This is a genomic window from Paenibacillus silvae, assembly GCF_014639235.1.
GTDB lineage: Bacteria > Bacillota > Bacilli > Paenibacillales > Paenibacillaceae > Paenibacillus > Paenibacillus silvae.
In genome coordinates, this window is the sequence record NZ_BMFU01000006.1 from 77,143 (window position 1) to 93,027 (window position 15,885).

At 48.9% G+C, this 15,885-nt stretch carries 13 protein-coding genes; 3 read left to right on the top strand and 10 right to left on the bottom strand.

All coding sequences use genetic code 11. The features are described 5' to 3' along the window. The first annotated feature begins 96 nt into the window (after positions 1 to 96). The 3 genes from IEW26_RS19705 to IEW26_RS19715 all read left to right on the top strand — a co-directional run bounded on the left by IEW26_RS19705 (position 97) and on the right by IEW26_RS19715 (position 3,763). Complete coding sequence (locus tag IEW26_RS19705) at positions 97 to 1,128, top strand: ribonucleotide-diphosphate reductase subunit beta (RefSeq protein WP_188593569.1); 1,032 nt, start codon at positions 97 to 99, stop codon at positions 1,126 to 1,128. A 230-nt stretch (positions 1,129 to 1,358) separates the two neighbouring features. After that, complete coding sequence (locus IEW26_RS19710; RefSeq protein ID WP_188593570.1) at positions 1,359 to 2,708, top strand: Imm51 family immunity protein; 1,350 nt, start codon at positions 1,359 to 1,361, stop codon at positions 2,706 to 2,708. A gap of 20 nt (positions 2,709 to 2,728) precedes the next feature. After that, complete coding sequence (locus IEW26_RS19715; protein ID WP_145405692.1) at positions 2,729 to 3,763, top strand: phosphotransferase family protein; 1,035 nt, start codon at positions 2,729 to 2,731, stop codon at positions 3,761 to 3,763. Positions 3,764 to 4,107: 344 nt separating this feature from the next. Here IEW26_RS19715 and IEW26_RS19720 read toward each other — a convergent pair whose 3' ends face one another. The 10 genes from IEW26_RS19720 to IEW26_RS19765 all read right to left on the bottom strand — a co-directional run bounded on the left by IEW26_RS19720 (position 4,108) and on the right by IEW26_RS19765 (position 15,883). Next, a complete protein-coding gene (locus IEW26_RS19720; protein ID WP_188593571.1) occupies positions 4,108 to 5,919 on the bottom strand; it encodes a S9 family peptidase in 1,812 nt (603 codons plus the stop codon). Positions 5,920 to 6,045: 126 nt separating this feature from the next. After that, positions 6,046 to 6,813 (bottom strand): 4'-phosphopantetheinyl transferase family protein, encoded by a 768-nt coding sequence (locus IEW26_RS19725; RefSeq protein WP_188593572.1) that lies wholly within the window; start codon positions 6,811 to 6,813, stop codon positions 6,046 to 6,048. Positions 6,814 to 6,841: 28 nt separating this feature from the next. Beyond that, on the bottom strand, positions 6,842 to 8,071 hold the full coding sequence (locus IEW26_RS19730) for a M16 family metallopeptidase (RefSeq protein ID WP_188593573.1): 1,230 nt from the start codon (positions 8,069 to 8,071) through the stop codon (positions 6,842 to 6,844). Positions 8,072 to 8,081: 10 nt separating this feature from the next. Further along, positions 8,082 to 9,401, bottom strand: a complete 1,320-nt coding sequence (locus IEW26_RS19735) for a M16 family metallopeptidase (RefSeq protein WP_188593574.1) — start codon at positions 9,399 to 9,401, stop codon at positions 8,082 to 8,084. Between the two features lie 29 nt (positions 9,402 to 9,430). Continuing rightward, complete coding sequence (locus IEW26_RS19740; RefSeq protein WP_188593575.1) at positions 9,431 to 10,408, bottom strand: LpxL/LpxP family acyltransferase; 978 nt, start codon at positions 10,406 to 10,408, stop codon at positions 9,431 to 9,433. A gap of 2 nt (positions 10,409 to 10,410) precedes the next feature. Then, entirely contained in the window at positions 10,411 to 11,616 is a 1,206-nt protein-coding gene (locus tag IEW26_RS19745; RefSeq protein ID WP_188593576.1) for an arginase family protein, read from the bottom strand. Positions 11,617 to 11,643: 27 nt separating this feature from the next. After that, positions 11,644 to 13,029: an MATE family efflux transporter gene (locus IEW26_RS19750; RefSeq protein ID WP_188593577.1), complete on the bottom strand. Its 1,386-nt coding sequence runs from the start codon at positions 13,027 to 13,029 to the stop codon at positions 11,644 to 11,646. A 16-nt stretch (positions 13,030 to 13,045) separates the two neighbouring features. Beyond that, positions 13,046 to 14,011, bottom strand: coding sequence for a hypothetical protein (locus tag IEW26_RS19755; protein ID WP_188593578.1), 966 nt, complete (start codon positions 14,009 to 14,011; stop codon positions 13,046 to 13,048). Then, positions 14,004 to 15,161 (bottom strand): acyl-CoA dehydrogenase family protein, encoded by a 1,158-nt coding sequence (locus IEW26_RS19760; RefSeq protein ID WP_188593579.1) that lies wholly within the window; start codon positions 15,159 to 15,161, stop codon positions 14,004 to 14,006. Before IEW26_RS19760 ends, IEW26_RS19755 begins: the two co-directional genes overlap by 8 nt. Then, the gene (locus IEW26_RS19765) at positions 15,161 to 15,883 is read right to left on the bottom strand and encodes a hypothetical protein (RefSeq protein ID WP_188593580.1); all 723 of its coding nucleotides are present in this window, start codon (positions 15,881 to 15,883) and stop codon (positions 15,161 to 15,163) included. Before IEW26_RS19765 ends, IEW26_RS19760 begins: the two co-directional genes overlap by 1 nt. Positions 15,884 to 15,885 lie beyond the last annotated feature (2 nt).

A 15,885-nucleotide genomic window follows, 5' to 3' on the forward strand; every position in this document is an offset into this window, starting at 1 on the left:
ACAGCATCGCAAGATGTTAAACATATGCCAAGACAGTACAGGCTTGTTCTGTCATCGTTTTTTATAGTGTAAATTCTTTCAAGGAGTGAACGGATTATGCAAGTACAGAAAATTTTCAATACCGAAGCCCCTAACCAATCGACCCGTATTATTGAAGGTGAATGCTCGGGTATCCTGAACTGGAACGACATTCGTATGCCTCATATGTATAAATTGTACAAAGTACTGCTGCTCAACCACTGGATCGCTGACGAGATTCCAATGTCCAAGGATGCTTCCCAATTTGCTCAGCTGGACGACGAGGAGAAACGTACGTTCAAAATCAACATCTCCCTGCTGGCTGTACTGGATTCCATGCAGACGATGTTTGTTGGTGACGTGAAACGTTACTTTACGGATTCTTCGCTTGAAGCGATCTCCGCGATTATCGGACAACAGGAAGTTGTGCATAACCAATCCTACTCCTACGTGCTGTCTTCCATCGTATCCGATCAGGAGCAAAAAGAGATTTTTGAATATTGGAAGCATGATCCGGTGCTGCTGGACCGCAACCGTTTCATCGCAGACATCTACCAAAGCTTCCGGGACAACCCGTCTCCACAAACGTTCTTCCAAGCTATGGTAGCTGACCTGATTCTGGAGGGTATCTTCTTCTATAGTACGTTTGCGTTCTTCTATAACCTGGCTCGTGACCAGAAAATGATGGCAACCAGCCAAATGATCTCGTACATCCAGCGGGATGAGAACCAGCACTGCTACTTCTTCGCTGAAGTGTTCAAGCAACTGCTTGTAGACTTCCCTGAGCTCAACACACCGGAGAACATGGATTACGTGTACAAAACGATTGACCGTGCCGTTGAGCTTGAAACCAACTGGGCACACTACACGCTCAGCAACGTTCGCGGCATCGACCTTAATGAGCTGGAAGATTACATTAAATACACAGCGAACAAACGCCTGCGTCTGATGGGTATGGAAAAAGCGTATGAAGGCGTTGACGTGAACTGCATGCCTTGGATCAAACCATTCTCCGACGAAGCGCTGAACGCAACGAAAACCGACTTCTTCGAAGCCAAATCCCGTAACTACGGTAAAGTGGGCGACGATAACGGATTTGACGATCTGTAAAAGTATTCGAGCGGACAGGTCCTGATCGAGAAAATGGTGTACTGCTCGCATCCATACACAGGATCTTTGTGAGTACCCTGCTGATCTTGAGAACCACTGTCTGCTATTTAAACACTCTCTCATGCTGGAGGCTTAACGTCTGCCAGCATGGAGAGTGTTTTTTTGTCTCTAAACCTTGTAAAATAGTTGGAAGAGCTTCATATTCTTTCAATATGAAATGAGGTCTAATCATGGAAAAAGAATTGTTGGAACAAGTCAATACCTGGCATGCAGAAGAAAACTATGCTCTCATTGTTAAGCGTCTTGAAGAGTTGCCTGAATCCGAGAAGGATTATGAAACAATCGGTCAACTGGCGAGAGCGTATAACAATCTGGGAGATTATCGAAAGGCAATCAAGCTGTTATTTGATATCAAGGATCATGGTCAATCAGACCCTTTATGGCAGTACCGTTTGGGCTATGCTTATTATCATATTGCTGAATACAAGCTTGCACAGACAGCTTTTGAAGAAGCTGATCGACTTGAGCCCAACGATGAGTCCACCCTGGAATTCCTGAACTGGATTCGCCCCAGAGCAGCTAAAATGGATCGCGATCGCCTTCGCTGGCAGGAAGAACAGGCTGAGTGGGAGCAAAGCGGAACACTAAACCAACTCCAGACTGCTTCAGGTACATACGATCCGGCTGTCTTCTGGCAGCAGAGCGATTATGCACGTGACAATCACGTGTCTGCACCTTTTGACGAAGCAATGGTTCAATCGATTGAAGAGGAGCTCGGCTACAAGCTTCCAACTTCCTATATTCAGCTGATGACCGCACAGAATGGCGGTGTACCCGCACGCACAACGTTCCCGACTCAAGAGGGTACAAGTTGGGCTGAGAATCATATCGCCATTTCAAGCATCATGGGTATTGGACGGGATAAGATGTATTCCCTTGGTGGAGAGTTCGGTAGTCGCTTTATGATCGAAGATTGGGGATACCCTGACCTCGGAGTTGTCATCTGTGACTGCCCTTCCGCGGGTCATGACGTGGTTATGCTCGACTATCGCTTCTGCGGCCCCCAGGGCGAGCCTTGTGTCGTTCATGTGGATCAGGAGAGCGATTACGAGATTACTTATCTGTCGCCCAATTTCGAAGTGTTTATCCGCGGGCTGCTGGATGAAGAGGATTTTGAGCTACTGGACGAAGAAGAAGCAATTACCGCTGTATTCACAGAAAACCAGAGCACGACAGCGTTCTCCAAAGAAGCCATTACCCCGTTTAAGTTCATTGATTCAGGCAGTGGTTCCTATTCTGTCATTTTAAATGCAGGCTCCTATTTACAGGATGTCTTTGATACACGCGCAGATGAAGGATTCGAAGGCGGCGGGTATGACTGGGCCTCTCTTGCAGCTGTGTTTCTTGAAGAAAAGATGCCGCATCTGACTTCAGTTATTCGTTTCGATCCCGAAGCTGACATGTTCTGTGCGTATACAAATGATAAAGAAGCACTTATTACCTTTATTCTTGGATTCAAGCAGGCGTGTGAGCAGCACGATCTTATTATTGACCTGTTTTCCAGAGCTGAGCTTGATTAAGCAGAGATAAGGAGCCTTCTATGACTACTCGTATATACTTTGCTGCCAATGGACTCGGTCATATCACCGAACATGATCTGCAACAGGCTCTTGATCATTTCACTCTCGGAACATTAGTTCACTATCAACGGACAGCCCAAGGTGTCATGGGGCAAACGCTGTTAGTGCAAACGACGCAAGGTGAGTTTATTTTGAAAGGAAATCCATTATACAATGGACAGTTCCTGGAGGAGCAGTTTTTTGTAGAGCAACTGGCTGTGCGCACGTCCATCCCTGTACCCTTGCCTTATCATATCCATAAAGACGCACAACCGCTCGGTTGGAGCTACGCGATCATGCCCAAGCTGCCCGGGTGTCACTTGTATGAGCCGGATTTTCAAGCGGCTATGACTTCTCAAGACCATGAAGACATTGCCGATTTGCTCGCTGAAACGTTAACCCATCTGCACCATTGGAAAGTTCCGGATGCCGGGGAATACGACCCTGTTGCAGACAAAATCATGCCTTTTGCCGGCTCTTATCTGGACTGGCTGTATGGCAGCATTCGCCACTGGCTGCATGATGCAGAGAAGTACTCTGTTATCACGGATGCTGACATACGCTGGGTAGATGAGCAATTGAAGCGATCCGAATCCGCTTTTTTGGCTTCGGCAGTTCATGAATTTGTGATGGGTGATTTCAAGGTCGAGAACTTTCTTATCCAGAAAGGGGCTCAGCCTGCATCACCGTGGAAGCTCAGTGGATTATTTGATTTTACAACCGCTTATTTCGGAGACGGCACAGCCGATCTGACCAAAATGACCGCAAGATATTTGCGGGAGGGTCAGCCCGATCTGGCTGCCCGATTTCTACGCCACTACCGGCAGCTGATCTGTGCAGATGATCCAGAGAAGTGTGCACATTTTCGTTCACGCCTTCGCATCCACTTGCTGTATCAGCGTATTCTGTGGTGGGGTGAAGCCAAAGCTACCGGACAGGTGACCTGGGAGGACGATCTGCCTTTTGCAACGTGGGCTGAGCAGTACATCGAGAGGGTACTCTCTTTGCTGGATTAAGCACTATGGAAAAAACGGCCTGATTGCTAAATGAAGCTATCACAACAATGAATCTGGCTGTATAATGTGAAAACATGAAGGGGCTGTCCCAAAGGGTACCGACGGATAAGCCAGTCCCAAACGTTGAACGAAAAAGCCTTCAAAACCACTGCTAAAGTGGGTTTGAAGGCTTCTCTATTGCTTGGAATCCTGTCTGAAGTGGGGGCTGAAAAATCATAAAATGACTTTTGGGACAACCCCTAATACATCGTATACGTGATAGCTCACTCTGCGTTACACATCATGCACTGTACATTCATAGCCCCTCCAGCCCCGAGCATGTTAAAAATCCAGACTGAACCGACTTATACCTGTGCAACAGGAGTCTCCTGATGTTTCTGCAGAAACTCCACCATTCTGCGATAAACCAGTATTTCATTCGTTTTTCTGGAGAAGCCGTGGCCTTCATCATGCAAAACGATATATTCTACGTCTACGCCTTTTTCCTCCAGCGCAGCTACGATCTGGTCCGATTCTGCCTTGACTACCCTTGGATCGTTAGCCCCTTGAATAACCAGCATCGGCTTCACCATCTGATCCAGATACGTAATTGGTGAATCCTTCGTCAGACGTTCACGGTCACGCACGGGATCACCCAGCCATTTGTCCATCATCGGCTTCCAGTCCTCCGGTACAGATTCCAGAAAGGTGAACAGGTTGCTCGGCCCAAAAATATCCACGGCAGCCCGGAACAGCTCAGCATGACGGCCCGCGAGCAGCAGAGTCATATATCCCCCATAACTGCCGCCTACTACAAACAGCCGCTCTGGTGAGCTGATGCCTTGATCAAACAGCCACTGGATACCTGCAACACAGTCCAGTCTCGGCCCTTCGCCCCAATCCCGTTCAACCAGCTTGACGAATTCAGCACCATATCCGGTACTGCCCCGGAAGTTAGGGGCAAAGATATGATATCCCTGCGCCAGCAGCAGCTGAAACATCGGCCGAAAGAACTTGCCCTCCGACGCCTGCGGCCCGCCATGCGGCCAGAATACGGTATATCCATTCGCTTGATCCGGCTTGGCTTTGAATAACAGTGCTTCAATCTCCAGCCCGTCATAGGAGTTGTAACGCACCACATCAGGATATACGAGATCATCCGGCTTCAGACCCGTTACCCGATTGGCGGTTAACGCTTCCCATGACTCATGGCCTGCAATAAGGCGGTAGATATTATGCGGCTGCACGGCACCGCGTCCAAGAATGTACACGTTACCGGCTTTGGTTACGTTCATCTGTTCAATCGTATCAAGCGGCATGTCTATACGGCGAGGTTCATGAGCACCCTTTTCCAGCACATACATGCGATGCTCCGGCCCTGTCAGTGTCCAGATATACAGCGTTTCGGATGCCTCATGCCAGCGGATATCATCTACATCCTCGTCTTCAATGTGGCATAACGCACGGAACTCCCCTGTATCCATAACATACTCCGCCACGTAAGAATACGCCGCATTGTCATTGGTGATCAGTAGCAGGCGGTCATTTCCCGCAAACAGCACATTCGGAATCTGACTCTGGCGCTCGGTCACGGGTAAAATAGAAACCTGTTCTCCGTTCCGGCACAGATGGGCAGTTTGATACGTATTGGAGTACATCTTCATGATCACATAGGCTTTTTCATTCGGACTTACGGCAACTATACTGCTGGTCACCTCTTGCCCCTGATACAGCAGCTCATCCTCCCCTGTCTCCAGGTTGCGACGGCGTGCATTCATATAATTCGGATTGCCAGCACTGGTGTTATAATACAAACGTTTCCCATCCTCGGATAAATGAGCATAATAACAGCGGTCACTCGGCTCTGCCGGTACGATAGGCAGCGGTGCGCCCCCCTCTGGCGGCAAGGCATAGAGATGATAATTCTCGTTACCATCCCGGTCAAAGGCAGTGAGCAGGTGACGACCCTCAGGATCGGCTTTGATAAATTGGCTGCTCTGGTTCAAGTAAGTCAATGGAAACGGATAACCACCCGGCAGGTCCATGGCCCAGATATTCGGTTGGCCGTTCAAATTGCTGTCCATATACAGCCGCTTCTCATCTGCTGATACGGCAAAGTGTGATATACGATACGTCTGAAAATACTGCTCCACATCGGGCTTCGGAAACTGGATCATAACAAACCTCCTTGGAATGGACCAATGATTCTGATATTGGTAAATTAAGGTTCTATTCGTCCAGTTTATCGTTTATTCCATCATTTTAACAATATGTATGTAAGGTATATTATGTTTTTCATTTTCTTAAACTTTCTGTGCTTTCCCATTCATCCAGCGTACAGAGAGTCTGGTCCTGCCTGATACACATAACGATATAACGTAATTGCTGCCCATGTTCAGCGACTGCAGCACATAATTCTGGCCGTTCCGTTCTAATACATGCTGATCATTCCGCACAGCCAGTGCTGTATCCAGTTCTCTCCACTGACCGCATAAAGATTGACCAGCCGCCTTGATCCAGGCCTCTTTTCCAGTGAGAAATTTCCACAGCAGCAGGGATGAACCATAGGGTGATGATTCATCCTCTGAAAGGGGCCCTTCCATGAAATATTCTCGTTCTGCTTCCGTCAGAAATCGCCGCACGATGGCTTCTTGCCGCAGCAGCGGACGAACCAGCTCCATATCGATGCCAATGGGATTGCTGTTCCATGTAACGGCTAGTATACAGCGCCCTCTGGTATGTGAAAGGCTGAACTGTGGACCAGACAGAACATAGGGTTTTCCGGCTGTACCGTATTGCAGGGCAATATCTCTTGCATCGGATTGCATGTACGCAGCCAGCACTTTTCTAAGGAAAATTCTCGATTGCATCCAGCAGTAAGCCCCGAGGGGCGAATTTGTCTTCATTCGTTCCATGCGTGTATGCTCATCCAGACTCAGGACCTTGGAACAAACGAAATCTGTTTCATGAAGCTGAGCTTCACTTATGGGCAATTCCTGAATCCAAATATGGACTTCGTCAGGCTGCTGCACCGCTGGTATCATGGATTCCATTCCCACAGTAAGCTCCATCCTGTATTCCCTCCCGCTTGCAAGTCTTCTATCGTATCACTACCATGTGCAGACGTGCCGGTACAGCTATCTTGGTTATTGCTCTCGAAATATCTTCCTCCGTTAAGCTGTGTGCTATTGCACCAAGCTCTGTATAATCCAATCCGATTACATCATGCTCGGAGATGTGCATACAGCGCTGTTTTAACGAGTCCCAGCTAGTATAATATTTACTGAGCCATCTCATTCGTGCATATTCCATATGGACTGGAGTGAACGTTCCCGTCTGAATATCTTCACATACATCCTCAAGCTCGTTATACAGAGAAGCAGGATCGGAGGAATAACTGCACATGGTGCTGAATGCAAACTCCCTGCGGTAATAATGATCCCATGTTCCCCCAGAATGAAGAAGACCCGACTTCAAACCATTTGTCTGAAAATCGGAGGTGTCGCCCAGCAATGCCTCTAAACCAATCATGCAAGCAACCTGTTCCGTTAAGGACATGCCCGTATCGGCGCGAAATCCCAAACGAATCAGCGGCAGCGGCGAATCCATCTCAAGCTCTGCGTAGCGTTGTTTTTTAGGCTCTGATGCTTTCGCCGGGTTGAACTTCGATGCATACTTGTCGTCCGCCATATATTTTCCCCTTGCCGGAAACTGCTCCAGAATATCGATGATGTTCTCTGTGTTGACAGGTCCAATCACAGTCACTGACATTTGGCTGGTAACGTAGTGCGTATTGTAAGCTTCGTATAACACATCCGGTGTTACAAGGTGCACACTGTCCTGTGTCCCTGCTACATCAAGTGTAATAGGGTGCTGCTCCCCATACATCATTCGGGTAAGCTGCTGCAGAGACTGCCAGGAAGGCTGATCTGCGAACATGGACAATTCCTGAAGAATAGCAGCACGTTCCTCTTCAATATGCATTGGGGTGAAATACGGAGACGCCAGCATGCGCATAAATACATCGATACTTTTTTGGAGTTCACCTGTACAGGCCAGCTGATATGTTGTTACGTCATAACGTGTTAATGCCGAGGTGGAAGCTCCAAGGGCATGCAATATCGGCTTGACGGGCTGCTGATCCGGATTGGCAAACATCATATGTTCCAGAAAGTGTGCCCTCCCGGGCAATCCTGAATCGTGAATGGAACCATAAGGCACTGTACAGGACACAAACGTATGATGAAATTCGCTCTCCGGGAAAATATGCACAGACAGGCCATTCGTTAATTGCCTGCGTACTGGAACAACACTCAATGCGCGATTCATGTTTCACCTCCTAAGCAGTTCCTGTGTACTCACTCTCAGGATATAAAATCCAGGTTAGTGCCTTGTTCATACGGGAAGCCACCACGGCTATCTCTTCTGAAGTTACACACGAGACGGCATCCAGAAATTGCTGTGTTGTCATCTCCACTTGATGGAGCAAACGGTCTAAATGAAGCTTTACCATCTGCTCCGGAAGGTCTAAACCCACCTGCACATAATGCATCATATTCTGGACAGCCCGGTTCATCTCTGCTTCATTGATATCCCCACCGCACAGCCTCATCCACTGCGCATCAATGGCTTCCAAAACATCTGTTACATAACTGCTGCTGGTTCCTGTTGTCACATGAAGTGTTCCCCTATAGTCATCCAATGTGCTGTATATCTGGTAAACCCACTGCTTTCGTTCACGGAGTTCCAGGTTAAGCCTGGAGGCAGGTGATGCGCCAAACAGGGAATGAAATAAAAAGAGAGCTGCATAATCAGATGATCCATAGGTCACTCCGGTAGTAAAAGCTACATTGAGCTTGCATTGCTGGATATCGGCCAGCTCCAGCATCATCTCCCCAAGCTTCTGCTGTTCCGCAGATCGTGAATTCAAGATAACCGGCGAGCTATGCTCGTTGTCTGCCATAATAAATGCAGGCATAAATGTGTCCAGGACCTGCCTTATCATCGTGTCCGGCTGGACATCTCCGATAATATGGACATGAAACGGGCTGCGAAGCACTTCGCTATACCATTTTTTCAGTTCCCCCTCCTGCACACATGTCCGCAGCAGCTTCAAATCCTGAGCAGTGGGACGCCCAATGTATCCCAGACTCTCCATACAGCGCCCCCGCACCACTTCATCCCATGCAGAGCTGTTATATCCCGCATAGTGTTCTGCCCAGATGAGCTCTTCCTGAATCTGAGCCTCTTCTGCCCCAACTTTTCTATGCAGCTTGCTATTCGAACCACCAGCGAGGCTTGAGCCATATAACAGTTCAGCAAGCAGATTCATTGCCATCTGCATTCGTTCCTGAGTGCGAGGAAGTACATCCGCAGGCATATGCATACGAATGGAAGCCACCTGCATGTCTCCTTTGTGCTCCAGATCGAATTTGATCTCATTCACGCCAATAGACCATAGCTGGTGATGAAGCTCTCTTTTTCCCGCAGCAACCGAGCTCACCTTGAACAGCATCCGCATAATTACGGCAAACACCATCGGTGGAATTCGTCCCTGCACGTTCACGATGCTTAGATGAATATAACGATTAATGTACCTGCGCGTGGGCAGTACATGAACGGATACATGATTGCGCTGCTCTGTAACAAAAGACTCCATGCTTGCCGTCCTCCTGTTCGAAAAGAACGTTAATTCAAATTGTAAACCATGCCATTCTCCGTATTCAGTCCCAGCTGACCAAATCCCTCCAGAGGCCTGGAGAACCAATCTACGTGCCCCTCCGTTTCATTGGCGGGAATTTCAGAATCATTGTCTTGCCAGTGAATGACCTGCTGATGATGGCGATCCCAGAATCTCCATTGTTCGGGCTTTGCGAGCAGCTGTTTACGAAACGGCTCGTACACAAATTCGGCAGATTTCTGAATATCCTCTTCTAATATGAAGGGTGGAAGGAATACAATTTTAGTTCGAAAATCATCTGTTAACATCATGAAATAGGGACATACCGGCTTACGCGCCTTGGCCAAAATGCGAAAAATACCGCTCCTCGTCTGAATGCGTGAGCTGAGAAATGGAAGCTCCAATGCCCGATTGTCCGAATTGTAGCCTGTCTGTCCATCAACGAAAAGATTGAAGGATCCCCCTTTGCGTAAATGGGAGTACAGCCGAATACCAATCATCTCATCCTCCGCGTTTAACAGCTCGGCACCCGAGTACTGCCGAAGGGCGTTCCAGGATGACAGCTTCAGTTCCTGCTCCACGGTTCCTTGCTCAGCCACCAGATAGAAGGGCAGTCCGGCCTTCATGCAGCCTGCACGAATCTCTTGTCCAATCGTGATCATATTATGTCTGACGAAACCATAGTGCCAGGTCAGCAAAGCCCCGCCTTCCTTCAGCGTAGTTTGCAGATGCTCACGACCCTCCACCTCATCCCAGTCCATAAACCTGTAGGGCTGCTGTTTAAGCTCATCAACCGTACGCAAAAAAGCCAGATAATCCATCCAGATCGATTCCAGCGATGTCTTCTGCTGAAGGGGAGAAAGCTCCTTCACAATATTCATTAATGCGTAGAAAAAACCTAGCTTAATCCCGCTTTTTTGTTCCCGCTGCATCTCTTCCCTGACCTGTTCCTGATGTGTCATGTATAAGGTTCGAAAATCCTGCATCGCTACACCTCTCTCCTGTGTGAATTGCCGGAAACGCCCGCTTCGGATAGCACTCCCTCATCCTGTGTATCCGGGCAGGCGAGCATCGAATGCTGACGCTGATTCCGATCCATGCCATCCAGCATATAAACCAGCATCCGAAGAGCCATCTCGTAGTGACCGGGAATCCGATGATCTGCCTGAACACCCTGCCCTTCCACCATATCCATACCCTGATACAAAATCGGGACTTCCAGCGCTGCTGTAACACAATCCCGTATATTCTGCCAGGTCGGCCCCCCGGCAATAGGAAAGTCAACATAAGGGAAGCTGCCCGGGTCAAGGGAATCCAGATCGAAGGTTAGATAGGCCGAATCTGCTCCATAACGCTGTCTGACTTCATTCAAGACCTGGCTCACCCTATCCGGATTTATCTGTTCAGCTGGGATTTGTATTAATCCGGGATGACGATACATCTGCTCTGCTGAACGAAGACCGCGCAGTCCAATTTGTACAACTGCAGCAACCGTTCCCTGCTCCAGCAGATGTCTGACAAAATTGGAGTGGCTCGGATTTTCTTGATAGATGGCATCTATACCACAGTCATGATGAGCGTCAAACTGTACCAGCATGGTCCGGTTGCCCGATATTTCCGACATCCGCCTAAGCACTTCATACGTAATGGAATGATCTCCACCGATACAGCATAATCGTGTCTGCTGGTGCATCGCTTGATGCAGCGCAGCCTCCAGCCCCCGTTGATAAGGATGTACCGTCTCTCCTTCAATCGGGAGATGTCCGTCCAATGGTTGCTCACCCATCATGCAGGTGCCCCAATCTTGTATAGAAGCTGTGTGCAGCAATTTTTTCCCATTCCCAATATCATATAAGCTGGAATTGCCGCCTTGGCTTAACGAAGGATAAATGACCTTTTTCCATGATTCTTCTCGCAAGGCATGTACAAATTCTCCCACGGAGGAGTGACGAATGCTTGTCCCGCCAGAGTAGGGAATGCCCAAGAGCGCCAGGCGAGGAACCTCATGACCGGAAAGGGGTCTGTACAAAAAAAAAGGCGCTTGCGCAGACTCAACCCCCGGCAGCTCCGGGGGACAGCGCGGCTCCAGTTCCTCAGCATGCTCCAGCTCATAAAACTGGCTAAACGTTTCATCCGCAGCAATCCAAGTATCTGCAATGCGTCGTATCAAATAAGCAGGTTCTGATGTTTTCATGCCGACTCCTCCTGTAGATCACTGAATTCACGCTTGTGTCGAATATCCTTGCTGAGACAACTCCGCTTCCCCCTCTGTAATACGTCCCTGCTCTGCTGCACCACCCACGTATTCCCGCTTTAACAAACGCATGAAAGGCAGAAAGAAACACATGCCAATCACATTCATGCCAGCAATCACTCCATAAAAATAGATGACCTGATTGAAGGTACGGGTCAAGACCCAGCCCAGAGCGATAATGATCAGGAAATATACAGCATTCAAAAGTAAAGCCTGATATCCGCGACCGCTCTGTTCCATCGTAAGCAGCGTAGTCATCATCGGCCCCATGCCAATATAGGATAGGGCAACAATGGAAAGATACCTTGCTGCTTCAGCACGAGTTGCTGCATCTTCAATAAGAAATGAGACCAGTGGATCTCTGCAGATCCAGACGACAATAGCAATAACCACGTACAAAGCAAAAGCGTGGATAAGCCCCTGGCGATAGCTTGCATAAGCTCTTTCACGATGAGGAGCCTGCAAATTATGATTGATAATAATACCGATCGCTGATCCGAGCACAATACCCGGCAGGATAGCCATGGTCTGGATTCGGTATCCTACGCCAAATCCCGCAACTGCTCCTTCACCAAAGTAGCTGACAATTTTATTAAAGAAAAAAGTGCTTAGAAATATCATGCAATACGAGAAAAACACAGGAATACCCACATGTCGAAGTGTGATTAAATGTCTCTTAGCAAAAACAAATCTTTCCTTAACCGTCTCTTTACGAATCAACAGCACCAGCAGCGATAGGGCTAAGGAAGAGACAGAAGTAATCAGATTGGCATAGATGATACCCTGCAAATCCATCCTAAGTATCGAGACAAATGTGTACACAAGAGCAATGTTCAGCACTGCCGTGCCTACTGCGTTCCAGGAAGCTGCCTGCGCCCGGCCTAATCCTCTTAGTGCAGCGCTGCTCACTGCTGCCAGTACTGCCGGGACGGATACTGCCATCATTCCCGCCACATACCTGGTAAACATCGGTTCAATGTCGGCAGGCACATGATAGAACCATGAGAGCACAGGCGTCAGAAGCAGAACCATTCCCCCTGTCGCCACGGCAAGCAGCAGGGCAATGCCGAGCATATGCATGAACAACTGGGTAAATGCTTTGGAACCGCCTGCACGGCTGCGAGCCACCGCAACCTGAACAGATAGCTGCATCGCTTCAATGATGGAAATCATCACAAACGAAACGGGAATGTAAAGCGACAAGACGTACAGTACACTCTGATTCGTATGACCCAGAAAAAATACATTGGCTAACTGGGTAATCACATTAACCATAGAAGCAAGCAGCATCGGAATGGCCGTACGAAATAACAACCGGTGGATCGAACCCGTCGTATAATGGATCCCTTTCATTGGGCCACCTCCACAATCATGAAGTCTTGATTTCCTGATTCAATGTAATTCTGCTTAACAGCGGCTTATGCAAAACATGTACACAGCAGGCAGATATGGTTCGGGCATCATCCCATGAGATCAGCAGCACACGAGCACCGGGCTGGATGCTTCCCTTTTGCAGTCTGTCAGCCAGTTGTATCCATACATCGCCGCTCTGATAATCCACCGTAGATACACTACAGCTATAGGGAGCTTGAATCTGTGAAAGCAGATGCCCGCCGATATGCCATCCCAGACTGGATTGCAGAATAACCTGCTCAGCTGCGTAATCAGACATCAAATGTTGTATGCTCCCGAGTATCTCGGCTGCAAAATCACTCTCTGCAGAAGTGATCACTCTCTTTCCTGCATAATGAATTTGCAAAGCCCCCTGATCACCTCCCGATTCAAGCGCCACGGCCATGTCGGACAGTTCACCTTGAGAAGCGGAACGATGTCGATATGCATCCGGTCCGTCATCTTGAAGAATACGCTGCTCAACCAGCACAATCACTGCTTTTTCCCTTGGGAGCTTACTCCAGAGAGCAACCTGGATAGCCTCTGTGCCAGCCAGTGCACCCATATGGGTTACACCAAGGGGATGCTTAACCTGCCATGATGCGCTTTCAAGCATTCGGGCAAGCGGAGCGGTTAGCGCATGACGTTCAGGGTACGTTTGAGCCAGAATCATCCAGTCCCAGGATGCATGTGTGCCCAGCTTTTCCAGCACCATAAGTGCCAGATCGCCTGCTGTAAGACGCCTCTCTCCCCAAAGCAAAGATCGGGACACCGACCCTGCACGGCCATAGTAATGATCCTCCATGTATATGTGCGGCAAAACATAAAAATAATCGTCAGGCGTTGGCCAATCCAACGAATACAGGTGATCCTCAGCTGTAAGCCAGCTTATGTGATCCACATAGATCGGTGTGCCATGTTCAGCATAAACAGAATTAGACATGCTGCATTTTCCCATTGGCATAAGCCTGGAATACGTTGATTTTCTGAATGGAGGTGGTTCCTTCCATAAACTCAAAAGCTCTCGCATCACGATACCACTTGTTCAAAAGCGGATGCTCCAGCATAGAGCCGGGTCCCATCATATCCAGCGCCCAATCTGTAGCCTCTTCTGCCAGCGAAGCTGCTCTTATTTTACTAAGAGAGGCCAAATAACCCTTGTTTGCATCATGGTCGATCTCTGCTGCTGCATGCCGAATCATGTTACGCAGTGAGTGCAGACGTATTTCCAGTCGTTCCAGCCCGGTCTTTTCACGTTCTGTGAAGACCGTTCTGTGTTCCGTTACATAATCATAGGCAGCCTGTGCAACACCGAGCGCAAGCGCTGCAACACTGGGACGCATCCGGTGGAACGTACGTAGAGCCCCCCATAGTCCGCGCTTGGTCGGACTTAAGTGACGTCCCAAAATATCCTGCTCCTCCAGTGGATATGACTGGAATTGCAGATGACTGAGACGAAGTCCACGCAGCCCCATCGTATCCAGTGGTGTTGCGGTGAATCCCGGCCTCGAAGGATCAATAATAGCGGCCTGAATGCCCAGAGGCGTACGGTTGGTCTGGGCAAATACCAGACCGATGCTGGCGCGATGTCCGTTGCCAATATAAAATTTATGCCCCGTCAGCTCCATTGTATGATCCGGATGGCGCGTAATCCGTGTGCTGATTTCCGTTGCGTCCGAACCCTTCTCAGGCTCCGACAAAGCAAAGACAGCCCAGGCTGGTCCCTTCATAAATTGGCTGTAGAAGCGCTCCTTCTGTTCCTCATCCCCCAGATCCATCATGACAATGCTGGACATGGAAGGCCCAGGCCCTCCCAGAAATACGCCGGCATCTCCTGTAGCCAGCTGTTCAATCGTAATCACTCTCTCCAGAGAAGTAAGTCCGTAATAACGCTCGTTGCCTATCGTGACAATAGGCTGACCTCCGTATTCAGGTGGAATCATCATATGATTAATGGCCTGTAATGCAGAGGTGTGCAAAAACTCAGTGATTCGGTCTGGTTCCTGGTCAATGGTCAGCCCAATCTGACGAAGCTCGGCCGCATACTGCTTCATGACCTGTTCAAAAACAGCAATTGTGGATGGTGTAATCATCAATAACCCTCCCTGTCTGGTAACAGCAAGTTTTTGACCAATTGACCTGCATATGTATATGCGGATACTCCATGTCTCAGATAACCGTAACCGCCCCCAAGGCGCTGAATCTGCCTGAAAGCCTCGTCCAATTCCTCATGGAGCCACGCATGAGTACGGAAGGACGCAATGTCAGAACTTCGGGAAAGGAGACGATCTTCATGTAGCGTTTCTGCCATATAAAACGTTGTCAAAATATCAGCAACCATTCCTTTGACAAGCTGATGCTGAAATGTGGACTGCCCTCCCGACATACGTACCGACAAATGTTTGCGTACATATTCAAGACCAGCCTTGCATAGCTCTATTCGGAACTCCAGCAGGTGATCTCTCAGCCTTGCCGGGTTCACCTCATCACTAATTACCCCGGCCTGCTCACCGCTGTGCGGCTGCGCTTGAACTAACAATAGACCGGAAGGCTCCAGCATCCGGTCCTGTACCTGAACAACATGCAGCTGCTCCCAGCGGTACATTCCGCCTGCCTGTTCATGCCATACCAGGGGGGCCTGGTCCAACAGATCAGCGGTTGCACACACATATGAACCTGCAGCCAAAAGCACGGGATGACTGTTTATACGTAACGCTGTACTCTCCAGAATATGCGAAATTGGAGCAACCGGACGACCAGCAGCCCTCTCTCCAACAGGTTTTGCATCCGCGCTTTGGAAATCAATAACATGCATCG

Bases quoted from the DNA above. Each gene is read 5' to 3' on its own strand.
- IEW26_RS19705 (WP_188593569.1), top strand. From the start codon at position 97: ATGCAAGTACAGAAAATTTTCAATACCGAAGCCCCTAACCAATCGACC.
- IEW26_RS19710 (WP_188593570.1), top strand. From the start codon at position 1,359: ATGGAAAAAGAATTGTTGGAACAAGTCAATACCTGGCATGCAGAAGAA.
- IEW26_RS19715 (WP_145405692.1), top strand. From the start codon at position 2,729: ATGACTACTCGTATATACTTTGCTGCCAATGGACTCGGTCATATCACC.
- IEW26_RS19720 (WP_188593571.1), bottom strand. From the start codon at position 5,919: ATGATCCAGTTTCCGAAGCCCGATGTGGAGCAGTATTTTCAGACGTAT.
- IEW26_RS19725 (WP_188593572.1), bottom strand. From the start codon at position 6,813: ATGGAGCTTACTGTGGGAATGGAATCCATGATACCAGCGGTGCAGCAG.
- IEW26_RS19730 (WP_188593573.1), bottom strand. From the start codon at position 8,071: ATGAATCGCGCATTGAGTGTTGTTCCAGTACGCAGGCAATTAACGAAT.
- IEW26_RS19735 (WP_188593574.1), bottom strand. From the start codon at position 9,401: ATGGAGTCTTTTGTTACAGAGCAGCGCAATCATGTATCCGTTCATGTA.
- IEW26_RS19740 (WP_188593575.1), bottom strand. From the start codon at position 10,408: ATGCAGGATTTTCGAACCTTATACATGACACATCAGGAACAGGTCAGG.
- IEW26_RS19745 (WP_188593576.1), bottom strand. From the start codon at position 11,616: ATGAAAACATCAGAACCTGCTTATTTGATACGACGCATTGCAGATACT.
- IEW26_RS19750 (WP_188593577.1), bottom strand. From the start codon at position 13,029: ATGAAAGGGATCCATTATACGACGGGTTCGATCCACCGGTTGTTATTT.
- IEW26_RS19755 (WP_188593578.1), bottom strand. From the start codon at position 14,011: ATGTCTAATTCTGTTTATGCTGAACATGGCACACCGATCTATGTGGAT.
- IEW26_RS19760 (WP_188593579.1), bottom strand. From the start codon at position 15,161: ATGATTACACCATCCACAATTGCTGTTTTTGAACAGGTCATGAAGCAG.
- IEW26_RS19765 (WP_188593580.1), bottom strand. From the start codon at position 15,883: ATGCATGTTATTGATTTCCAAAGCGCGGATGCAAAACCTGTTGGAGAG.